This is a genomic window from Buttiauxella massiliensis, assembly GCF_902500225.1.
GTDB classification, from domain to species: Bacteria; Pseudomonadota; Gammaproteobacteria; order Enterobacterales; family Enterobacteriaceae; genus Buttiauxella; species Buttiauxella massiliensis.
Genome location: NZ_LR722649.1, coordinates 328,529 through 349,630 on the forward strand (window position 1 = coordinate 328,529; position 21,102 = coordinate 349,630).

Annotated in this window: 20 protein-coding genes and 1 other RNA gene; 17 read left to right on the plus strand and 4 right to left on the minus strand. The window is 48.5% G+C overall.

Annotated elements, in window-relative coordinates; all coding sequences use genetic code 11:
* The first annotated feature begins 9 nt into the window (after positions 1 to 9).
* From GC128_RS03820 to GC128_RS03880, 13 genes are all read left to right on the plus strand, one after another.
* On the plus strand, positions 10 to 519 hold the full coding sequence (locus tag GC128_RS03820; RefSeq protein ID WP_151993167.1) for an MltR family transcriptional regulator: 510 nt from the start codon (positions 10 to 12) through the stop codon (positions 517 to 519).
* Entirely contained in the window at positions 516 to 1,223 is a 708-nt protein-coding gene (locus GC128_RS03825) for a nucleoside/nucleotide kinase family protein (protein ID WP_151993168.1), read from the plus strand. Before GC128_RS03820 ends, GC128_RS03825 begins: the two co-directional genes overlap by 4 nt.
* A gap of 315 nt (positions 1,224 to 1,538) precedes the next feature.
* Entirely contained in the window at positions 1,539 to 2,558 is a 1,020-nt protein-coding gene (gene epd / locus GC128_RS03830; protein ID WP_151993169.1) for an erythrose-4-phosphate dehydrogenase, read from the plus strand.
* Positions 2,559 to 2,606: 48 nt separating this feature from the next.
* Positions 2,607 to 3,770 (plus strand): phosphoglycerate kinase, encoded by a 1,164-nt coding sequence (pgk, locus tag GC128_RS03835; RefSeq protein ID WP_151993170.1) that lies wholly within the window; start codon positions 2,607 to 2,609, stop codon positions 3,768 to 3,770.
* Positions 3,771 to 3,871: 101 nt separating this feature from the next.
* Complete coding sequence (gene fbaA, locus GC128_RS03840; RefSeq protein ID WP_064513655.1) at positions 3,872 to 4,951, plus strand: class II fructose-bisphosphate aldolase; 1,080 nt, start codon at positions 3,872 to 3,874, stop codon at positions 4,949 to 4,951.
* Between the two features lie 465 nt (positions 4,952 to 5,416).
* Positions 5,417 to 6,355 carry a transcriptional regulator TdcA gene (tdcA, locus tag GC128_RS03845; protein ID WP_151993171.1) on the plus strand — a complete coding sequence of 313 codons (939 nt, stop codon included), beginning with the start codon at positions 5,417 to 5,419 and terminating at the stop codon, positions 6,353 to 6,355.
* A 100-nt stretch (positions 6,356 to 6,455) separates the two neighbouring features.
* Positions 6,456 to 7,445, plus strand: a complete 990-nt coding sequence (gene tdcB / locus GC128_RS03850; RefSeq protein WP_064513651.1) for a bifunctional threonine ammonia-lyase/L-serine ammonia-lyase TdcB — start codon at positions 6,456 to 6,458, stop codon at positions 7,443 to 7,445.
* An 86-nt stretch (positions 7,446 to 7,531) separates the two neighbouring features.
* Entirely contained in the window at positions 7,532 to 8,863 is a 1,332-nt protein-coding gene (gene tdcC / locus GC128_RS03855) for a threonine/serine transporter TdcC (protein WP_151993172.1), read from the plus strand.
* Between the two features lie 30 nt (positions 8,864 to 8,893).
* Positions 8,894 to 10,102: a propionate kinase gene (gene tdcD, locus GC128_RS03860; protein ID WP_151993173.1), complete on the plus strand. Its 1,209-nt coding sequence runs from the start codon at positions 8,894 to 8,896 to the stop codon at positions 10,100 to 10,102.
* 30 nt (positions 10,103 to 10,132) lie between these two features.
* On the plus strand, positions 10,133 to 12,427 hold the full coding sequence (gene pflB, locus GC128_RS03865) for a formate C-acetyltransferase (RefSeq protein ID WP_151993174.1): 2,295 nt from the start codon (positions 10,133 to 10,135) through the stop codon (positions 12,425 to 12,427).
* A gap of 158 nt (positions 12,428 to 12,585) precedes the next feature.
* On the plus strand, positions 12,586 to 13,440 hold the full coding sequence (gene mscS, locus GC128_RS03870; RefSeq protein WP_151993175.1) for a small-conductance mechanosensitive channel MscS: 855 nt from the start codon (positions 12,586 to 12,588) through the stop codon (positions 13,438 to 13,440).
* Positions 13,441 to 13,580: 140 nt separating this feature from the next.
* Positions 13,581 to 14,216: an arginine exporter ArgO gene (argO, locus tag GC128_RS03875; RefSeq protein ID WP_151993176.1), complete on the plus strand. Its 636-nt coding sequence runs from the start codon at positions 13,581 to 13,583 to the stop codon at positions 14,214 to 14,216.
* Positions 14,217 to 14,324: 108 nt separating this feature from the next.
* Positions 14,325 to 15,059: an oxidative stress defense protein gene (locus GC128_RS03880; RefSeq protein ID WP_151993177.1), complete on the plus strand. Its 735-nt coding sequence runs from the start codon at positions 14,325 to 14,327 to the stop codon at positions 15,057 to 15,059.
* Positions 15,060 to 15,172: 113 nt separating this feature from the next.
* Here GC128_RS03880 and argP read toward each other — a convergent pair whose 3' ends face one another.
* Positions 15,173 to 16,072, minus strand: coding sequence for a DNA-binding transcriptional regulator ArgP (gene argP, locus GC128_RS03885; RefSeq protein WP_064513636.1), 900 nt, complete (start codon positions 16,070 to 16,072; stop codon positions 15,173 to 15,175).
* 168 nt (positions 16,073 to 16,240) lie between these two features.
* Here argP and rpiA point away from each other — a divergent pair, with 168 nt between their 5' ends.
* From rpiA to GC128_RS03900, 3 genes are all read left to right on the plus strand, one after another.
* Positions 16,241 to 16,900, plus strand: coding sequence for a ribose-5-phosphate isomerase RpiA (rpiA, locus tag GC128_RS03890; protein ID WP_134184591.1), 660 nt, complete (start codon positions 16,241 to 16,243; stop codon positions 16,898 to 16,900).
* A 280-nt stretch (positions 16,901 to 17,180) separates the two neighbouring features.
* Positions 17,181 to 18,419, plus strand: a complete 1,239-nt coding sequence (serA, locus tag GC128_RS03895; RefSeq protein WP_151993178.1) for a phosphoglycerate dehydrogenase — start codon at positions 17,181 to 17,183, stop codon at positions 18,417 to 18,419.
* Between the two features lie 115 nt (positions 18,420 to 18,534).
* The gene (locus tag GC128_RS03900) at positions 18,535 to 19,146 is read left to right on the plus strand and encodes a DUF2238 domain-containing protein (protein WP_151993179.1); all 612 of its coding nucleotides are present in this window, start codon (positions 18,535 to 18,537) and stop codon (positions 19,144 to 19,146) included.
* Between the two features lie 2 nt (positions 19,147 to 19,148).
* On the opposite strand, the gene GC128_RS03905 is transcribed toward GC128_RS03900, so the two are convergent.
* The 3 genes from GC128_RS03905 to zapA all read right to left on the minus strand — a co-directional run bounded on the left by GC128_RS03905 (position 19,149) and on the right by zapA (position 20,326).
* Complete coding sequence (locus GC128_RS03905; protein WP_151993180.1) at positions 19,149 to 19,745, minus strand: 5-formyltetrahydrofolate cyclo-ligase; 597 nt, start codon at positions 19,743 to 19,745, stop codon at positions 19,149 to 19,151.
* A 26-nt stretch (positions 19,746 to 19,771) separates the two neighbouring features.
* Positions 19,772 to 19,955: non-coding RNA, 6S RNA (ssrS, locus tag GC128_RS03910), on the minus strand.
* A gap of 41 nt (positions 19,956 to 19,996) precedes the next feature.
* Positions 19,997 to 20,326, minus strand: a complete 330-nt coding sequence (zapA, locus tag GC128_RS03915) for a cell division protein ZapA (protein WP_034457736.1) — start codon at positions 20,324 to 20,326, stop codon at positions 19,997 to 19,999.
* A 166-nt stretch (positions 20,327 to 20,492) separates the two neighbouring features.
* On the opposite strand from zapA, the gene GC128_RS03920 reads away from it, so the two are divergent.
* Positions 20,493 to 21,071, plus strand: a complete 579-nt coding sequence (locus GC128_RS03920) for a YecA/YgfB family protein (protein ID WP_151993181.1) — start codon at positions 20,493 to 20,495, stop codon at positions 21,069 to 21,071.
* Positions 21,072 to 21,102: the final 31 nt, after the last annotated feature.

The following is a 21,102-nucleotide window of genomic DNA, read 5'->3' on the forward strand; positions in this document are numbered from 1 at the left end:
GAGCTATTGATGACCATTTTGAACGAAGATGATGTGCTTGAAAGGCTTGAAGCGCAAAGTGATCTGCCCTCGTTTATGCGGGTGGCTCACGATATTTTGCTTTCCGGTATCAGGCAATTTCTGCCTTCGTTATTTGTCGATAATGATGAAGAAATAGTCGAGTACGCTGTTAAGCCTTTGCTTGCCAGAAGCGGGCCGCTTGATGATATCGACGTTGCGCTGCGCTTGATTTACGCTCTGGGTAAAATGGATAAATGGCTTTACGCCGATATTACCTGTTTTAGCCAGTTTTGTGATTTTGTGCAGCACAGCAAAGAGACTGTACAGTTTCATGATGATGTTACTTACGATTTCATTGCGAACCTTAATTCAATAACCCAAAACGCAACGCTATTTAATGCAATTAAAAGCATGAAGTATTCGGATTTCTCTATTTATTCCGAAGTGCGTTATGGGAATCTGGTGAAAACGGCGTTATCTCTGGCGGTGACTTCATTATTGAAGGAGCTAGTCTGGTGAATGTCACATTGATAATAAATGGGTTGGAGACGCAAGCCCGTTTTAACGGCGAAGAAGTCGAAGCATTGCATAAGCCATTGCTTAAGCAATTGGCCGAAAAGCAAAAGCAGTTAAGCCGTAGAATGGTGGTGTTTTTAGTCGCCCCTCCGGGAACCGGAAAATCGACGCTGGTGGCATTTTGGGAATATTTGTCCGCGCAAGATTCGGCATTGCCTGCCATTCAGGCGTTGCCGATGGACGGGTTCCACCACTACAACGACTATCTACAGGCTTTCAATCTCAAGCAGCATAAAGGTGCGCCGCAGACCTTTAATGTGCAGAAGCTGACTCACGCGTTGCGCGATTTGCATAAGCCCGAGAGCCATTGGCCGCAGTACGATCGTAATTTGCACGATCCGGTTGAAAACGCGATTGCGGTAAAAGCGCCGATTGTCGTGGTCGAAGGAAACTGGTTGCTGCTTGATCACCCAGAATGGCAAGCGTTACGAGAACTTTGCGATTACTCAGTCTTTATTTCAGCTGCGCCGGAAATGCTTTCAGAGCGCCTGATTGGCAGAAAAGTGCGTGGGGGCTTGACCCGGGAACAAGCAGAAGCATTTTTCCAGGCGACTGACGGGCCAAATATATTGCGTGTGCTGGAAGACAGTCAGTCCGCAGACATGCAGTTACGTATGAACGATCAGGGCGGTTACCGTCATAGCTAATATCAGCAAGGGTCTGTAAAACGGCCCAGCCTTTTTCATCATGCTTAATTCACTTGGTTACTATTCGTCCTTAGCCTTTAATTCGTTGCAGTTATTCCATCGAAAATGTGACCTGCGTCAGAAGATTAGTTGCCTGTCCTGGGGTAACGTTCCATTTATTCCCTGTTTCGCTTACCATAGCTGAAGCGTTTCAGTCGACTAAATGTTCGACAATTAAGCAAACAAATGCAGTTTCAATAGTGCGAGGATTCCCCTCAGACGATTGCTGGATTACTCTGTCAGCCACTTAGTCTCAGGGATTCTGGCAGGAGAGATATGACCGTACGCATAGCAATTAATGGCTTCGGTCGCATTGGGCGCAACGTGGTACGTGCTTTGTACGAATCCGGTCGCCGTGCGGAAATTACCGTCGTAGCAATCAATGAACTGGCTGATGCTGCGGGTATGGCGCATCTGTTGAAGTATGACACCAGCCATGGCCGCTTCGCCTGGGACGTCCGTCAGGAGCGCGACCAGTTATGGGTAGGTGACGACGCCATCCGTATTTTGCACGAACCGGAAATTGCTAATTTGCCGTGGCGTGAACTGGGCGTTGATGTGGTGCTCGATTGTACCGGTGTGTTTGGCTCCCGTGCAGACGGTGAAGCTCATCTGGCAGTCGGTGCTAAAAAAGTCCTCTTTTCTCATCCAGGCGGTAACGACCTCGACGCCACCGTTGTTTACGGTGTGAATCATGAAAGTGTGGTTGCTGAGCATCGCATTGTTTCAAATGCCTCTTGCACCACAAACTGCATCATTCCAATAATCAAACTGCTTGATGATGCTTACGGTATTGAGTGGGGCACCGTGACCACCATTCACTCAGCCATGCATGATCAACAAGTTATTGACGCCTATCATCCAGACTTGCGCCGCACTCGAGCTGCCAGCCAGTCTATTATTCCCGTTGATACGCGTCTTGCTGCTGGTATCGCACGTATTTTCCCGAAATTTAACGATCGTTTTGAAGCAATTGCGGTACGTGTTCCTACCATCAACGTCACCGCAATCGATTTAAGCGTGACGGTGAAAAATGCAGTTAAATCCAATGAAGTCAACAAGTTGCTGCAAAAAGCAGCACGAGATTCATTTCATGGTATAGTTGACTATACGGAATTACCGTTGGTCTCGACTGATTTTAACCACGATCCGCATAGTGCCATTATTGATGGCACACAAACCCGGGTCAGTGGGCAACATCTGATTAAAACTCTAGTCTGGTGTGATAATGAATGGGGCTTTGCTAACCGAATGCTCGACACGACGTTAGTCATGGCCGCAAGTGGTTTCAGGTAGAGCGCATATGCGTTCGCAAAACTTTAAGAATCAACGAGAGGATTCACCATGTCTGTAATTAAGATGACCGATCTGGATCTGGCTGGTAAGCGCGTTCTGATCCGTGCAGATTTGAACGTACCAGTTAAAGAAGGGAAAGTGACATCTGACGCACGTATCCGTGCATCACTGCCAACTATCGAACTGGCCCTGAAGCAAGGCGCTAAAGTGATGGTAACTTCTCACCTGGGTCGTCCGACTGAAGGCGAGTACAACGAAGAATTCTCTCTGCTGCCGGTTGTTAACTACCTGAAAGACAAATTGTCTTCCCCGGTTCGTTTGGCTAAAGATTACCTCGACGGCGTTGAAGTTGCTGAAGGTGAGCTGGTTGTTCTGGAAAACGTTCGCTTCAACAAAGGCGAAAAGAAAGACGACGAAACTCTGTCTAAAAAATACGCTGCACTGTGTGACGTATTCGTAATGGACGCTTTCGGTACTGCTCACCGTGCACAGGCTTCTACACACGGCGTTGGCAAATTTGCAGACATCGCTTGTGCAGGCCCGCTGCTGGCTGAAGAGCTGAGCGCATTGGGTAAAGCACTGAAAGAACCCGCTCGTCCAATGGTTGCTATCGTTGGCGGTTCTAAAGTTTCTACCAAACTGACTGTTCTTGATTCCCTGTCCAAAATCGCTGACCAGCTGATTGTTGGTGGTGGCATCGCGAACACCTTCGTTGCTGCTCAAGGCCACAACGTAGGTAAATCTCTGTACGAAGCAGACCTGGTTGACGAAGCTAAACGCCTGCTGACTATCTGTGATATCCCAGTACCTGCTGACGTTCGCGTTGCAACTGAGTTCTCTGAGACTGCTACTGCAACTCTGAAATCTGTAAACGACGTGAAATCTGACGAGCAGATCCTGGATATCGGTGATGCATCTGCAGAACAACTGGCTGAAATCCTGAAGAATGCAAAAACCATTCTGTGGAACGGCCCGGTTGGCGTGTTCGAATTCCCGAACTTCCGTAAAGGTACTGAAATCGTTGCTAATGCAATTGCAGACAGCGAAGCATTCTCTATCGCAGGCGGCGGTGACACTCTAGCAGCAATCGACCTGTTCGGTATTGCTGACAAGATCTCCTACATCTCCACTGGTGGTGGCGCATTCCTCGAATTCGTGGAAGGCAAAGTCCTGCCAGCAGTAGCGATGCTCGAAGAGCGCGCTAAGAAGTAATGATTCCGGGCAGGTTTAACCTGCCCGTTGATTTTATGCCACTGTAAAGTATGCGGCGGCACAAACGTTTTTTCTAAATGCGACGATACAGGACGACAAACATGTCTAAGATTTTTGATTTCGTAAAACCAGGTGTTATCACCGGTGATGACGTACAGAAAGTTTTCCAGGTAGCAAAAGAGAACAACTTTGCTCTGCCAGCAGTTAACTGCGTAGGCACCGACTCTATCAACGCCGTTCTGGAAACTGCTGCGAAAGTTAAAGCTCCAGTTATCGTTCAGTTCTCTAACGGTGGTGCTGCATTCATCGCTGGTAAAGGCGTGAAAACTGACGTTCCTCAGGGCGCTGCAATCCTGGGTGCTATCTCTGGCGCACATCACGTACACCAGATGGCTGAACATTACGGCGTGCCAGTAATCCTGCACACTGACCACTGCGCTAAGAAATTGCTGCCGTGGATCGATGGCCTGTTAGACGCGGGTGAAAAACACTTTGCAGCAACTGGCAAACCACTGTTCTCTTCTCACATGATCGACCTGTCTGAAGAGTCTCTGGAAGAAAACATCGCGATCAGCTCTAAATACCTGGAGCGTATGTCTAAAATGGGCATGACTCTGGAAATTGAACTGGGTTGCACCGGCGGCGAAGAAGATGGCGTAGATAACAGCCATATGGACGCTTCTGCTCTGTACACTCAGCCAGAAGACGTTGATTACGCTTATACCGAACTGAGCAAAATCAGCCCACGTTTCACCATCGCTGCTTCTTTCGGTAACGTGCACGGTGTTTACAAACCAGGTAACGTGGTTCTGACCCCGACTATCCTGCGCGATTCTCAGGATTATGTTTCTAAGAAACACAACCTGCCGCACAACTCCCTGAACTTCGTATTCCACGGCGGTTCCGGTTCTACTGCTCAAGAAATCAAAGATTCCGTGAGCTACGGTGTTATCAAAATGAACATCGATACCGATACCCAGTGGGCAACTTGGGAAGGTATCCTGAGCTACTACAAAGCTAACGAAGCGTATCTGCAAGGTCAGTTGGGCAACCCGAAAGGCGAAGACCAGCCGAACAAGAAATACTACGATCCGCGCGTATGGCTGCGTTCTGCACAGACTTCTATGATCACCCGTCTGGAGCAAGCTTTCAAAGAACTGAACGCAGTAGACGTTCTGTAATTTGAAGCGCTAAACGCTTGAATCTGGCCCGCCTCGTGCGGGCTTTTTTGTACCCTAAAGAAAATTTTATTTTCAGCCTTAGCTTAAATAACCAGCATTTTGATTTGAAATAAACTGATAATAGAAACACTATTTTCTGATGCGAGATCTTTCTGAGCGTTATTTATTTCAGCAACTTTATGAGATTATTTTATTTTTATTATAAGTAACTATAAAAGTGGGAGTTATTTGTACAGATACGATTTTATTATCACCATAACTTTATTTTATTACTCCAGCTAAGGTTGACCTTAGTCATGTAAAAGGCAAATGGTGAATGTTCAACGTGTTGATTTTAAAGAATTAAATACGTTTGTTTGCTTTGCGTACGATTAACGCTCTGGTAATTGTGAGTCACGGCACACTACAACTCATACATAATTCGATATGATCTGCTGCATGGAACGTTAATAGGCGCAGATTCACATGGACAATAATACCTTACCTAAGACACAACACCTGCTTGTTTTTCAGGAAGTGGTGAGGAGTGGATCATTTGGTTCTGCGGCCAAGCAATTGAGCCTGACCCAACCTGCCGTCAGTAAAATTATAAGTGAGATGGAAAGCTATTTCGGCCTAGAGCTTATTATTAGAAAAAATACCGGCGTTAAATTAACTGAAGCAGGGAAAGTATTGCTGACTCACGCAGAAACCATCACCCGTGAATTACGTAATATGTGTAGTGAAATGAATCGTATGGTAGGCAATAGCGTTGTGGATGTGTCGTTTGGCTACCCGTCGCTTATCGGTTTTACTTTTTTGCCTGGCATGATGAAAGAGTTTAAACAGCTTTTCCCACAGGCACAGGTTTCAATGTTCGAAGCCCAGCTTTCCTCTTTCTTGCCCGCTATCCGCGATGGTCGCCTGGACTTTGCGATTGGCTCATTGAGCGACGAAATGCTGCTTCAAGATTTGCACATTGAACCCTTGTTCGAGTCAGAATTTGTTTTGGTTGCCGACCGAACGCGGGTAGTGAAAGGGACAACCACGCTTAGCGCATTAAGCCATGAGCAATGGGTTTTGCCACAAACGGAAATGGGATATTACAGCGAGCTTTTGACAACACTGAAAAAGAACAATATTAAAAGCGAGAACATCGTAAAAACGGACTCAGTAGTCACAATTTATAATCTGGTACTCAATGCTGGTTTCCTCACTGTTATTCCACGCGATATGATTTCTCCATTTGGGTCAAATCAATTTATTAAAATTCCGGTTGAAGATAAATTACCTGTCGCACGTTATGCTGCCGTTTGGTCTAAGAATTATCGAATTAATAGATCTGCTGCTACATTAGTTGAGCTTGCCAAAAAACATTCATTGCGTAGCCAATTTCAATTTAATCAATTAACTGAGGTTGCTTAGCCTAATTCAGTAATTGATAAATATATAACTCATTCAAGGTGATTGATTTAATAAGCGGTCACCTCCTGTATTGTTTTAGCTTTTTAATGTTGAGGTCAACATGCATATCGACTATGAACTTCCTGTTACTATTATTGATGTTCTTGAAGCGAAGAAAAGACTCGCTGGATATATATATAAAACAGGAATGCCCCGTTCTAATTATCTCAGCGAATGCTGCAAGGGCGAGATATTTTTGAAATTTGAAAATATGCAGCGTACGGGTTCATTTAAAATACGTGGTGCTTTTAATAAACTTAGCTCCTTAACTGAAGAAGAGAGAAAAAAAGGGGTAGTGGCTTGCTCTGCTGGCAACCACGCGCAAGGGGTTTCACTTTCCTGCGCTATTCTGGGAATCAATGGCAAGGTGGTGATGCCTAACGGTGCACCGAAATCTAAAGTGGCAGCAACTACCGATTACTCAGCACAGGTAGTGATGCACGGTGATAACTTCAACGACACCATCGCTAAGGTTAGCGAAATTGTTGAGATGGAAGGGCGTATCTTCATACCGCCGTACGATGATGAACATGTTATTGCCGGGCAAGGCACCATCGGCCTCGAGATTCTTGAAGATTTATATGATGTAGATAACGTTATCGTGCCGATTGGCGGTGGTGGATTAATCGCAGGTATTGCGTTGGCGATTAAATCAATCAACCCGACAATTAATATTATCGGTGTGCAGGCTGAAAATGTGCATGGTATGGCCGCATCGTTTTATAAAGGTGAGCTGATGGCACACCGTACTTCAGGGACATTAGCCGATGGTTGTGATGTTTCCCGTCCTGGTAGAATAACTTATGAAATCGTGAAGAAATTAGTTACCGATATTGTATTGGTCAGTGAAGATGAAATTCGTAACAGTATGGTGGCGCTAATCCAACGTAATAAAGTTGTTACTGAAGGCGCTGGCGCACTGGCCACTGCGGCTTTATTAAGTGGCAAGTTGGATCATTATATTAAAGGGCGTAAAACAGTAAGCATTATCTCCGGCGGAAACATCGATCTCTCGCGTGTTTCGCAAATCACAGGATCAGCAGATATTTGATATAGCCAACTAATTCGGGTTGTACTCAGGATAATAAATGTGTAACCCGAAATATAATGGATATTGAATTATTAAGGAACTCTATTATGAGTAATACTGATGCAACCCTTATTGGCCAAAAAGCTGTATCGCAATGGCGCAAATCTGATACCACCTGGACATTAGGCTTATTTGGCACCGCAATCGGTGCCGGGGTTTTATTCTTCCCGATCCGTGCAGGCTACGGCGGTTTAATTCCAATATTGATCATGCTGTTCCTGGCTTATCCCATTGCATTTTATTGCCACCGCGCATTAGCACGCCTGTGTCTGTCGGGCAGCAACCCTTCTGGAAATATTACCGAAACGGTAGAAGAGCATTTTGGTAAGACAGGTGGTGTGGTCATTACCTTCCTGTACTTCTTTGCCATTTGCCCGTTGCTGTGGATTTACGGCGTTACGATTACCAACACCTTTATGACTTTCTGGGAAAACCAGCTGCAACTCATGCCGCTAAACCGCGGTGTGGTGGCGCTGTTCTTGCTACTGTTGATGGCTTTTGTTATCTATTTTGGCAAAGACCTGATGGTCAAAGTCATGAGCTATCTGGTGTTCCCGTTCATTGCCTGCCTGATCCTGATTTCCGTCTCGCTGATCCCTTACTGGAACTCTGCGGTTATCGATCAGGTGAGTCTCAGCGATATTTCGTTTACCGGCAGTGACGGTATTCTTGTGACCGTATGGCTCGGTATTTCTATTATGGTTTTCTCCTTTAACTTTTCGCCGATTGTCTCTTCGTTTGTGGTTTCCAAACGCGAAGAGTATGAGAAGGACTTCGGCAGGCAGTACACCGAAGACAAATGCTCGAAAATTATCTCCCGTGCCAGCATGTTGATGGTAGCTGTTGTAATGTTCTTCGCCTTCAGCTGCTTATTCACGCTTTCACCGCAAAATATGGCCGAAGCTAAAGCGCAAAACATTCCGGTGCTTTCTTATCTGGCAAACCACTTCTCATCGATGTCAGGTTCGAAGTCTACCTTCGCCACTACGCTTGAGTATGGTGCGTCTATTATTGCCCTGGTCGCTATCTTCAAATCCTTCTTCGGCCACTATCTCGGCACACTCGAAGGGCTTAACGGTCTGGTTCTTAAGTTTGGCTTTAAGGGCGATAAAACCAAAGTCTCCGGGGGCAAACTCAATCTCATCAGTATGGTCTTTATTATGGGGTCGACCTGGGTTGTGGCTTATGCCAACCCGAACATCCTCGATTTGATTGAAGCTATGGGTGCGCCGATAATTGCCTCTCTTCTTTGCCTGCTGCCAATGTATGCCATTCGCAAAACCCCTGCGCTGGCGAAATATAAAGGCAGAACCGAAAACATTTTTGTCACAGTAATTGGTTTGCTGACCATTCTTAATATTGTCTACAAGCTTATCTAATTACTTACTCAGGACGAGTGGAATTTAAAAATGAATGAATACCCGGTAGTGTTGACGATTAACTGTGGTTCTTCTTCGGTTAGGTTTTCAGTGTTAGATGCAGAAACTTGCGATGTGCTTTTATCGGGAATTTGCGAAGGTATTAATGCCGAGCGTGCATTTTTAACGGTTAATGATGGAGAGCCAGTTATTCTGGCTCACCAGAATTATGAAGAGGCACTTGCTGTAATATCTGCGGAACTTGAGAAACGTCATTTAATTGATAGTGTGGCTTTTGTTGGCCACCGTATTGCTCACGGTGGTTCTTTATTTAGCGAGTCGGTATTAATTACCGATGACGTTATAGAAAAAATTCGCCAGGTTTCACCTTTGGCACCACTGCACAATTATGCCAATTTACACGGCGTGGAATCTGCACGGCTTCGTTTCCCTGGCATTCCTCAAGTCGCGGTATTCGATACTAGTTTCCACCAGACGCTAAAGCCCGAAGCTTATTTGTACGGCCTGCCATATCGTTACTTTGAAGAGTACGGTGTGCGCCGCTATGGGTTCCATGGCACTTCACATCGTTACGTGGCTCAGCAGGCCTGTGAGTTATTAGGCCTCAAGCCAGAAGATTCGGGGTTGGTGATTGCTCACTTAGGAAATGGAGCTTCGGTTTGTGCGGTTCAGAATGGTGCGAGCGTCGACACCTCAATGGGCATGACGCCACTCGAAGGGCTGATTATGGGCACACGTTGCGGAGACGTGGATTTTGGCGCAATGGCCTGGCTTGCTCGTCAGACAGGACAATCGATGGATGATCTTGAGCAGGTCGCCAACAAAGAGTCAGGGCTACTGGGTCTGTCGGGCCAGTCATCTGACTTACGTACGCTGGAAAATGCCTGGCACAACGGTGATATACGGGCGCAATTGGCGATTAAAACCTTTGTTCATCGAATCGCCCGAACCATTGGTGCGCATGCCGCGGCATTAGAAAGTTTTAATGGCGTTATTTTTACCGGTGGCATTGGTGAAAACTCCATTCTTATTCGCCGACTGGTTTCAGAACGGTTACGGGTATTTGGGATTGAACTGGATACTGAAAGAAATAATCAGCCTAACCGAATCGGACAACGAATTATTTCCAGCGATAGTTCAGCAATTATTTGCGCCGTTATTCCGACTAACGAAGAGAAAATGATTGCACTTGATGCCCTGCAAATAGGTCAATCATGCCGCCTCGCAGAATATGCCTGAATTAATAATATGCTTTAAAGGAATGAAGTAATGAAAGTCGATATTAATATTACCAGCGATAATTATTCCCATGCCTGGCAGCAATTCTCGGGTGATGAATGGAAAACAACTATTAATGTGCGGGATTTTATCCAGCATAACTACACCCCGTATGAAGGTGATGAATCATTTTTAGCGGGAGCCACTCCTGCAACCACGGTGCTGTGGGAAAAGGTGATGGACGGCATTCGTATCGAAAATGCCACTCATGCCCCGGTGGATTTCGATACCAATATTGCCACCACGATTACCGCCCATGCGCCGGGCTATATTCTCAAAGAGCGTGAAAAAATTGTTGGTTTGCAAACCGATAAACCGCTGAAGCGTGCTCTCCATCCGTACGGCGGTATCAATATGATCAAAAGCTCATTTGAAGCTTATGGTCGTGAAATGGATGCAGACTTCGAATACCAGTTCACCTCACTGCGTAAAACCCACAACCAGGGCGTATTTGACGTTTATTCACCGGATATCCTGCGTTGCCGTAAATCGGGAGTGTTGACCGGTTTACCGGACGGTTACGGGCGTGGACGTATCATCGGTGATTACCGCCGTGTGGCGCTTTATGGGATTGCGTATCTGGTACGCGAGCGTGAATTGCAGTTTGCCGATCTACAGGGCCAGCTTGAGCGCGGTGAAAACCTGGAGGCCGTGATACGCCTACGCGAAGAGTTGTCTGAACATCGCCGCGCACTGTTACAAATCCAGGAGATGGCGGCGAACTATGGTTTTGATATTTCACGCCCTGCCAACAATGCACAAGAAGCGCTGCAATGGCTCTATTTTGCTTATCTGGCTGCGGTGAAATCGCAAAATGGTGGAGCGATGTCACTGGGCCGCACCACAACGTTTATCGATATTTATATTGAACGCGATCTGAAATCGGGATTGCTGACTGAGCTGCAGGCTCAAGAGCTGGTCGATCACTTCATTATGAAGATCCGCATGGTGCGTTTCCTGCGCACACCGGAATTTGACTCGCTGTTCTCAGGTGATCCTATTTGGGCAACGGAAGTTATCGGCGGGATGGGGCTTGATGGCCGCACGCTGGTGACCAAAAATGCCTACCGTTATCTGAACACGCTTTACACCATGGGGCCTGCGCCGGAACCGAATCTGACTATTCTGTGGTCGGAAGCGTTACCGAAACCTTTCAAAGTGTATGCGGCTAAAGTTTCCATCGAAACGTCATCGCTGCAATATGAAAACGACGACCTGATGCGCTGCGATTTCGAGAGTGACGACTACGCGATTGCCTGCTGCGTCAGCCCGATGGTTATCGGCAAACAGATGCAGTTTTTTGGTGCACGCGCCAACCTCGCCAAAACGCTGCTGTACTGCATCAACGGCGGGATGGACGAAAAACTGAAAATCCAGGTCGGCCCGAAAATGCCAATGTTGTTGGACGATGTTCTGGATTATGAAACGGTGATGAGCAGCCTCGATCACTTTATGGATTGGCTGGCGGCGCAATACATCACGGCGCTCAATCTCATCCACTATATGCATGATAAATACAGCTACGAAGCCTCGCTGATGGCACTGCACGACCGGGATGTTTATCGTACAATGGCATGTGGTATTGCCGGGCTTTCGGTGGCGGTGGATTCGCTTTCCGCTATCAAATACGCGACGGTGAAACCGGTGCGCGATCAGAACGGACTGGCGGTTGATTTCGTTATTGAAGGCGAGTACCCGCAATACGGCAATAATGACGATCGTGTTGATGTCATTGCTTGCGATCTGGTTGAACGTTTTATGAAGAAGATCCAGGCGCTGCCAACTTATCGTAACGCGGTGCCGACTCAGTCGATCCTGACGATCACCTCGAACGTGGTCTACGGGCAAAAAACGGGTAACACGCCAGATGGTCGCCGTGCCGGAATGCCATTTGCACCAGGGGCGAACCCAATGCACGGGCGGGATCGGAAAGGTGCTGTGGCTTCATTAACGTCGGTCGCCAAACTGCCGTTCAGTTACGCCAAAGATGGTATCTCTTACACCTTCTCGATTGTTCCTGCGGCGCTGGGAAAAGACGACGCGGTGCGCCAGTTAAACCTGGTAGGATTGCTGGATGGTTATTTCCATCACGATGTGCGAACTGAAGGCGGCCAGCATCTGAATGTAAACGTCATGAACAGGGAAATGCTGCTTGATGCCGTTGAGCATCCGGAAAACTACCCGACGCTGACCATCCGCGTTTCCGGCTATGCGGTGCGTTTTAATGCTCTGACACGTGAACAGCAACAGGACGTGATTTCTCGCACCTTTACGCACTCGATCTGATACCACGCTGCATTTATTCACTCTCCTGAACCCGCCTCGTGCGGGTTTTTTTCGGCCAAATTTGTGACTAACTTGGCACATTCGCTTGTTTTGTTTACCCTTTAAAGTCTCTGTTGTGCCTTTCAGGCGCAAATTTCAGTAATGACAAGGAACCGTGAATGGAAGATCTCAACGTAGTAGACAGTATTAATAATGCTGGAGGCTGGCTGGTACGCAACCAGGCGTTACTGCTGAGCTATGCGGTCAACATTGTGGCGGCGATTGCGATAATCATCGTCGGGATGATTGTGGCTCGCGTGGTTTCTAATACTATTAACCGTGTGATGTTGGCGCGTGGTATTGATGCGACGGTAGCTGATTTCCTTTCCGCTCTGGTGCGTTACGGCATCATCGCATTTACGTTAATTGCTGCGCTCGGGCGCGTTGGCGTGCAGACTGCTTCCGTTATCGCGGTACTCGGTGCCGCAGGTTTAGCCATTGGTCTGGCGTTACAAGGTTCGCTTTCTAACCTGGCTGCTGGCGTGTTGCTGGTGACTTTCCGTCCATTCCGCGCGGGTGAATATGTCGATCTCGGCGGTATCGCCGGAACCGTGCTGAACGTGCAGATTTTCTCCACCACTTTGCGCACTGTGGACGGCAAAATCGTTGTGGTGCCAAACGGCAAAATCATCGCCGGCAATATTATTAACTTCTCCCGCGAACCGGTGCGCCGCAACGAATTTATCATCGGCGTCGCGTACGATTCGGATATCGACCAGGTGAAGCAAATCCTGACAGATATCATCAACAGCGATGAGCGCGTGCTGAAAGACCGCGAAATCACCGTGCGTCTTAACGAGCTTGGGCCTTCTGCAATTAACTTCGTGGTGCGTGCCTGGAGCAACAGCGGTGACCTGCAAAACGTCTATTGGGATGTGCTGGAACGCGTTAAACGCGAGTTTGATGCGCAGGGAATTAGCTTCCCTTATCCGCAAATGGATGTGAATTTCAAACGCGTGAAAGAGGCTGCGTAACAGTGATTTTCTGGGGCCAGTTCAGGCTGGCCCATTCTTCATTAGTAATACTTATGAACCATTAAAATTATCCATTTCCTCTAATAATTTTACCCCATTACACTCCTCTTTAATTGCTGAACATTAAAGAGTGAATCATCGTGTTATCTTATTTTTTTCAAGGCCTTACATTGGGTGCTGCGTTAATCCTACCGCTGGGACCACAAAATGCGTTTGTGATGAACCAGGGCATTCGCCGCCAGTATCATCTGATGATTGCCTCCCTCTGTGCAATTAGCGATGTACTGCTGATTTGCGGTGGGATATTTGGCGGTAGCGCGCTGCTGATGCAGTCGCCATGGCTGCTGGCTATCGTCACATGGGGCGGTGTGGCATTCCTCATTTGGTATGGCTGGGGCGCATTGCGTACCGCGATGAGTAGCAGCGTTGAGCTGGCGTCAGCTGAGGTTATGAAGCAAGGGCGCTGGAAAATTATTGCCACCGTGCTGGCGGTGACCTGGCTTAATCCGCATGTTTATCTGGACACTTTTGTGGTGCTGGGGAGTCTCGGCGGGCAACTGGCTGATGAACCGAAACGCTGGTTTGCATTAGGTACCGTGAGTGCGTCTATCCTGTGGTTTTACGGCCTGGCAATGCTGGCGGCATGGCTGGCACCGCGTCTGCGTACCGCGAAAGCTCAGCGCATTATTAATGGCGTGGTTGGCGTGGTGATGTGGGTTATTGCCTTACAACTGGCGGCAGATGGCATACGCCATATCACTACCCTGATAGGCTAATTAGCCTTTATCTGATAGACAACTGACTATTCCAGGCTAAGCTTGCTGCCAGACGTCCGTGTATTTTGCGGGCGTAATGACAGTGGAATGTAGCATGGAGGAATTACAGTGAAGTTTAAAACCCTGGCATTAGCCGCTTTAGTGGGATTAGGTTCGGTTCCGGCTTTGGCCGATGAGTTGCCAAATGGCCCACATGTCGTGACATCCGGCACCGCAAGCGTGGATGCAGTTCCTGACATTGCTAAGCTCGCAATCGAAGTCAATGTGTCAGCCAAAGATGCTGCATCAGCTAAAAAACAGGCTGACGATCGTGTTGCACAATACCTTACATTCTTGCAGCAAAGTGGCATCGAGAAGAAAGACATCAATGCTGCCAATCTTCGTACTCAACCAGAATATGAATACCTGAAGGATGGTAAAACGCAGCTTAAAGGCTACATTGCCGTGCGTCAGGTGGATGTCACGCTGCGTAAACTCGACAAAATGAACGAGTTGCTTGATGGCGCATTAAAAGCAGGTCTTAACGAAATTCGTTCTGTTTCTCTGGGTGTTGCGAATCCGGAAGCATACAAAGACAAAGCGCGTAAAGCCGCTATCGACGATGCCGTTCGCCAGGCAAAACTGCTGGCCGAAGGTTTTAGCAGCAAGTTGGGCCCAGTTTATAGCGTGCGTTACCATGTCTCTAACTACCAGCCAGCACCGATGGTGCGGATGATGAAAGCTGACGCCGCTCCACCAGTATCGGCCCAGGATACCTACGATCAGCAAACTATTCAGTTTGATGATCAGGTTGATGTGGTATTTGAGCTCGAACGCGCTAAGAGCGAGCAGCCAGCACAATAAATGGTAGATGGCGCTTGCGCTTATCCACCCTACAAAACTGCAAAAATGTAGGTCGGATAAGCGTTAGCGTCGTCCGACAAAAAAGAAGGCCGCTAAATATTAGCGGCCTTCTTCTATTCTGCGTCCTGTCGTAGAACTTTATGCCCGTACTCGAGAAGTGCATCGGTGACATTGCGCATCATGCGGCTTTCAGGCGCGAAGCGGTGCCAATACAGCATTCGACGCTGCATCAGGCCCGGCGTCAGGTCAATCAGCTCGCCGCTGTTAATCTCTCTTTCAATTTGCAGATGCGGAATCATGCAGCATGTGGTGCCTTGGCGCGCCAGTTGTACGAAGGCTTCAGACGAGTTAACGATATGGCATGGTACGCTGCCCGGTGACAAATCGAAGTTCTGCTGCAAGAATGCCTGGTGCATATCGTCGAGATGGTCAAACGCGACAGCAGGGGCTTTTAGCAGGGCAGAACGCGTGACGCCGTTCGGGAAATAGCGAGCGGCAAAATCTTTCGAACCGACAAACAGATAATCCAGCGCACCCAGCCTGTCGACCAGACAGCTTGGCAACGGTTGTGGCTGAATGGACACCGCACCGACCACTTCACCGCGACGCAGGCGTTCCTGAGTACGGGTTTCATCTTCCACCTGAAGATTCAGGCGGATAGGGGAGTCGGCAAGCACAGGCGCGAGTGCTGGCAGCAACCAGGTTGCCAGACTGTCGGCGTTCACCGCAAGCGAAAGTAACAGTGGTGTCGAACCTGTCTGCTCATCGCCTAACCACTCTTCTTCGAGCAGTTCTACCTGGCGCAACAATGCCAGTAACTTTTGCCCTTGTTCGGTTGGACGAGGTGGCACAGTGCGCACTAACAATGGCTGGCCGAACATATTTTCCAGTTGCTTGATACGTTGTGAAACGGCTGATTGAGTGATGCAGAGCTTTTGTGCCGCACGCTCAAAACCACGTTCACGAATAACTGCATCCAGCGCCTGTAGTGTTCTATAGTCCGGGCGTTTCATTATTGTTAGCTAACTCCTGTTTTTGTTATCCCAGCACTATGACATAAATTTGCACTCGATCCAGACCAAAACCACAAAGATCGGATGAGTTCAGCCATTCACGGGGACAATCTCATGGCGCTTGCACTATAATGCGCGTCAGTTTTCACAGCACACAGGCAAAAAACCATGACGCAGGATGAACTGAAAAAAGCAGTCGGCTGGGCAGCATTACAATACGTGCAACCAGGCACTATCGTTGGTGTGGGTACCGGCTCAACGGCCGCACACTTTATTGATGCTCTCGGGACTATCAAGCATCAAATTGATGGTGCTGTTTCTAGCTCCGACGCTTCTACCGCCAAACTGAAAAGCCTTGGTATCACTGTTTTTGATCTTAACGAAGTTGACTCACTGGGCATCTACGTTGATGGCGCAGATGAGATCAACGGCCAGATGCAAATGATCAAAGGCGGTGGTGCCGCTCTTACCCGAGAAAAAATCATCGCGTCTGTGGCGGAAAAGTTTATCTGTATCGCTGATGCGTCTAAGCAGGTCGGCATCCTTGGTAACTTCCCGCTGCCGGTTGAAGTGATTCCAATGGCGCGTAGTTGTGTGGCTCGCCAACTGGTCAAACTGGGCGGTCGCCCTGAATACCGCCAGGGCGTGGTGACCGATAACGGCAACATCATTCTTGATGTTTATGGCCTGAGCATTGCCGAGCCAATTGCATTGGAAAATGCGATTAACGGCATACCTGGTGTCGTGACTGTCGGCCTGTTTGCTAACCGTGGCGCGGATGTTGCGTTGATTGGTACTGCCGATGGCGTGAAAACCATTGTGAAATGATCTGGTTGGGGCGTGACAAGCGCCCCATACCCGAATAAAAAATGACAAAATAATCTAACGCCAAATTTGGTGACATATGTCACATTATTAACAACTGTCTGCTTTTCATTCCTGGTTCTCTCTTCTACTTAGCATTTTCTGCTGCCTGTTATGGCTTATTCCTTTTTTGACCAGATGAGTGCGCAATCGTTTATATTGCCCCGCCCGTATTTTTTGATATTTTGGCAGAAGGGTGTCTTATCACACAGCACAACATCAGTTCTAAAAATAGGGTCGGGAAATGGCAAAAGTATCACTGGATAAAGACAAGATTAAATTCCTGCTGGTGGAAGGCGTACACCAGAAAGCCGTGGATAACCTTCGCGCAGCAGGCTATACCAACATCGAATACCACAAAGGCGCGCTGGACAGCGAAGCCCTGAAAGAGTCGATCCGTGATGCGCATTTCATTGGTCTGCGTTCCCGCACTAACTTAACTGAAGATGTTCTGGCTGCAGCTGAAAAGCTGGTGGCTGTGGGCTGTTTCTGCATCGGTACTAACCAGGTTGACCTGAATGCTGCGGCTAAACGCGGCGTGCCAGTGTTTAATGCTCCGTTCTCCAACACGCGTTCTGTTGCTGAACTGGTTATTGGCCAACTGTTGCTGCTGATTCGTGGTGTGCCAGAAGCTAATGCTAAAGCACATCGTGGTGTGTGGAATAAAGTGGCTGTGGGTTCTTATGAAGCGCGCGGCAAGAAACTCGGCATCATTGGTTACGGCCATATCGGGACTCAGTTGGGTATTTTGGCTGAAGCGCTTGGCATGAACGTATTCTTCTACGATATCGAAAACAAACTGCCGTTAGGCAATGCTACTCAGGTGCAGCACTTGTCAGATTTGCTCAATATGAGCGACGTAGTCAGCCTGCATGTGCCTGAAAATGCTTCCACTAAAAATATGATTGGTGCCAATGAACTGGCACTAATGAAGCCGGGCGCGCTGCTTATCAATGACGCACGTGGCACTGTGGTGGATATTCCTGCCCTGTGTGATGCTTTAGCACGTAAGCATCTGTCTGGCGCGGCAATCGATGTGTTCCCAACTGAGCCTGCGACTAACAGCGATCCGTTTAACTCACCACTGTGTGAATTTGATAACGTGATCCTGACTCCGCACATCGGCGGTTCTACTCAGGAAGCGCAGGAAAACATCGGTCTGGAAGTGGCTGGCAAGCTGGCAAAATACTCTGATAACGGCTCAACGTTGTCTGCGGTTAACTTCCCAGAGGTTTCCCTGCCGTTGCACGGTGGAAGCACCAGCCGTTTGCTGCACATTCACGAAAACCGCCCGGGGATTTTGACCGCGCTTAACCAGATTTTTGCCGAGCAAGGCATCAACATCGCCGCTCAGTACCTGCAAACAACGCCGCAAATGGGTTATGTGGTGATAGATGTGGACGCTGAAGAAGATGTTGCTGAAGCTGCACTGAAATCTATGAAGGCGATTCCAGGCACTATTCGCGCTCGTCTGCTTTACTAATCTCAAATCTACGGGAGCCTGCATGGCTCCTGTTTTTTCTTAAAGTCCTTTTCCTGAGTTGTTTTTTTAGCCTGTCCCACGGATAGTTACGCTTTTAGCCAGGCGGCGAAACAACATGACCAGTACATTCTTAAAATCCGGTGCCTTTATACTGCTATTGATTCTCATCTATACGGGCCTTAGCACCGCAGACAGGCTTACCTGGCTGATGGAGGTCACGCCGGTCATTATTATCGTCCCTCTGCTTTTAGCGACTCACGCTCGCTACCCGCTGACTCCGCTGCTGTATATGCTGATTTTCTTCCACGCCATTATTTTGATGGTCGGCGGTTTGTATACCTACGCGAAAGTACCCATTGGCTTTGATGTGCAGGAATGGTTCGGCCTGAGCCGCAACCCTTATGACAAGCTCGGCCATTTTTTCCAGGGGCTGGTTCCTGCACTGGCAGCGCGGGAAATCCTGATTCGTGGTGGCTATGTCCGTGGGCGCAAAATGGTCGCGTTTCTGGTGTGCTGCGTAGCGCTCGCCATCAGTGCGGTTTATGAACTCGTTGAATGGGCGGCGGCGCTGTCATTAGGGCAGGGAGCAGATGAGTTTTTGGGTACGCAGGGCGATGTCTGGGACACGCAATCAGATATGTTTTGTGCGCTTCTAGGTGCGCTGACTACAGTTTTGATACTGCAATACTGGCACACAAAACAGCTACTGAAACTGCGCGTAGCCTGAAGTTACCACTGCCAAATACGCGATGGCGTGACCACTGCAGGCAACGGGATATCCCATTCTTGCGCAGGTAACGCCGGAACGTGCTGGCAATCGTGTGCCAGCCCAACCGGCCACAAGCCATGCTGCTGCCAGTTCTGCAACGTACGGTCGTAAAAACCACCACCCATTCCCAGTCTTTGCCCTTGCTCGTCGAATGCCACCAGCGGCGTAATCAGCACATCCAGTCTATCCAGCGGCAGTACGTCACGCACATCAAGTTTAGGCTCAAGGATTTTCAGACGATTCATCACCAGATGGCTATCCTCGGCATAACGCAGGAACAGCAAATTGCCTTTACTAAAGGGATGCAGGACGGGCAGGTAAACGGTTTTTCCCGCTTGCCATAAGGCGCGTATCAGTGGCGTGGTATCCAGCTCACCGTCAAACGACAAAAACACAGCGACCGTCGCAGCTTTCGCAATGGGCTCATAAGCAAGCATGCGCACAGCGGCAAGTTCAGCAAAATGGTGTTGTTCAGTTGGAGTGAGTGCGCGGCGTCGTTGCCGAATATGTTGCCGGATATCTGAGCGAAGCGATGGGATTAGCTGAATTTTCGTCATGGTAATGACTAATTTGGTAGAAAGAGGGAATCTCCGAGATGCCGCCGCAGGCTGTAACCCTTGAACCCTTGGTTCAAGGTGAATGCAGCGTCAGAATCATCAGGCTTCTCGGACGGACCGAGCATGCTCACAGAATCTGGAGCACCACATTCTTGTGGTATGAAATATCGGCTCAGGGGACTGGCCCGCATGCAAACATCTCAGAGAAATTTGGTCTTCAAAGTTACTCTACCATAGGTAACTGTGAAGTGTTATTCAAAATTTGGACCCTGTCTTTCTGTTATGCGACCTTGCTCAAGCAACGCTTGTTCGATGGTCTGCTGTAACATCCGAATACGTTCTTCCATATTGGAAGCGTAGTCGCGGGTTTTCGATTTTTCCTGAGCCAACTCGTAGCAAATGTTCAGTGCTGCGATGAAAACTAACTGCTCAGTATTTGTGACTCTAGTGCGAACTTTTAAATCTTGCAACCGTTGATTAAGCTCTTCCGCCGCAAGATTCAGTGCATCCTGTTGTTCAGGCGGACAATTCACGCGCAATGAACGACCGAAAATTTGGATATCGACTGGTTGTGCAGACATGCCACCTTCCTGCTGTTAACTCGCCTGCCTTCGTTTACCGTACCTGGTAACGAAAGGGGCGTCACTATAGCTATCCCGAAATGAAGATACAAGCCCTTTTCTGGTGCCTTGGGGTCCCTGGTGGTAGCATAACATGAACTATCCCTGCCAACGATGGCGAATGCGCATGTCTATACAGAACACTATGCCTGACTATGACTTAGTCGGCCAACTATTGAACCAACAAGGTGTGGGTCTGACGGCCTCCGAAATGCACGGCCTGATTAGCGGCATGCTGTGTGGTGGCAACAAAGATACCAGCTGGCAGCCACAGCTACACGACCTGACAAACGAAGGGCTGGCCTTTGGTCAAAACCTTGCCGATACATTGCGCCAGATGCACGGTGCAACGAGCGATTCGTTGGAAGATGACGGTTTCCTGTTCCAGCTTTACCTGCCCGACGGCGACGACGTTACCGTATTCCAGCGTGCCGATGAACTGGCGGGTTGGGTAAACCACTTCCTGCTGGGCCTTGGCGTAACGCAGCCTAAGCTCGATAAAGTCACCGGCGAAACCGGCGAAGCTATCGACGATTTGCGTAACATCGCGCAGCTGGGCTACGACGAAGACGAAGATCAAGAAGAGCTGGAAATGTCGCTCGAAGAGATCATCGAGTACGTGCGAGTTGCCGCGTTGCTGTGCCACGACACCTTTACTCGCCCGGTTCCGACCGCGCCGGAAGTGCAGAAACCAACGCTACACTAAAAACGACGAAAGGTATCGCTCCAGGAGGTGT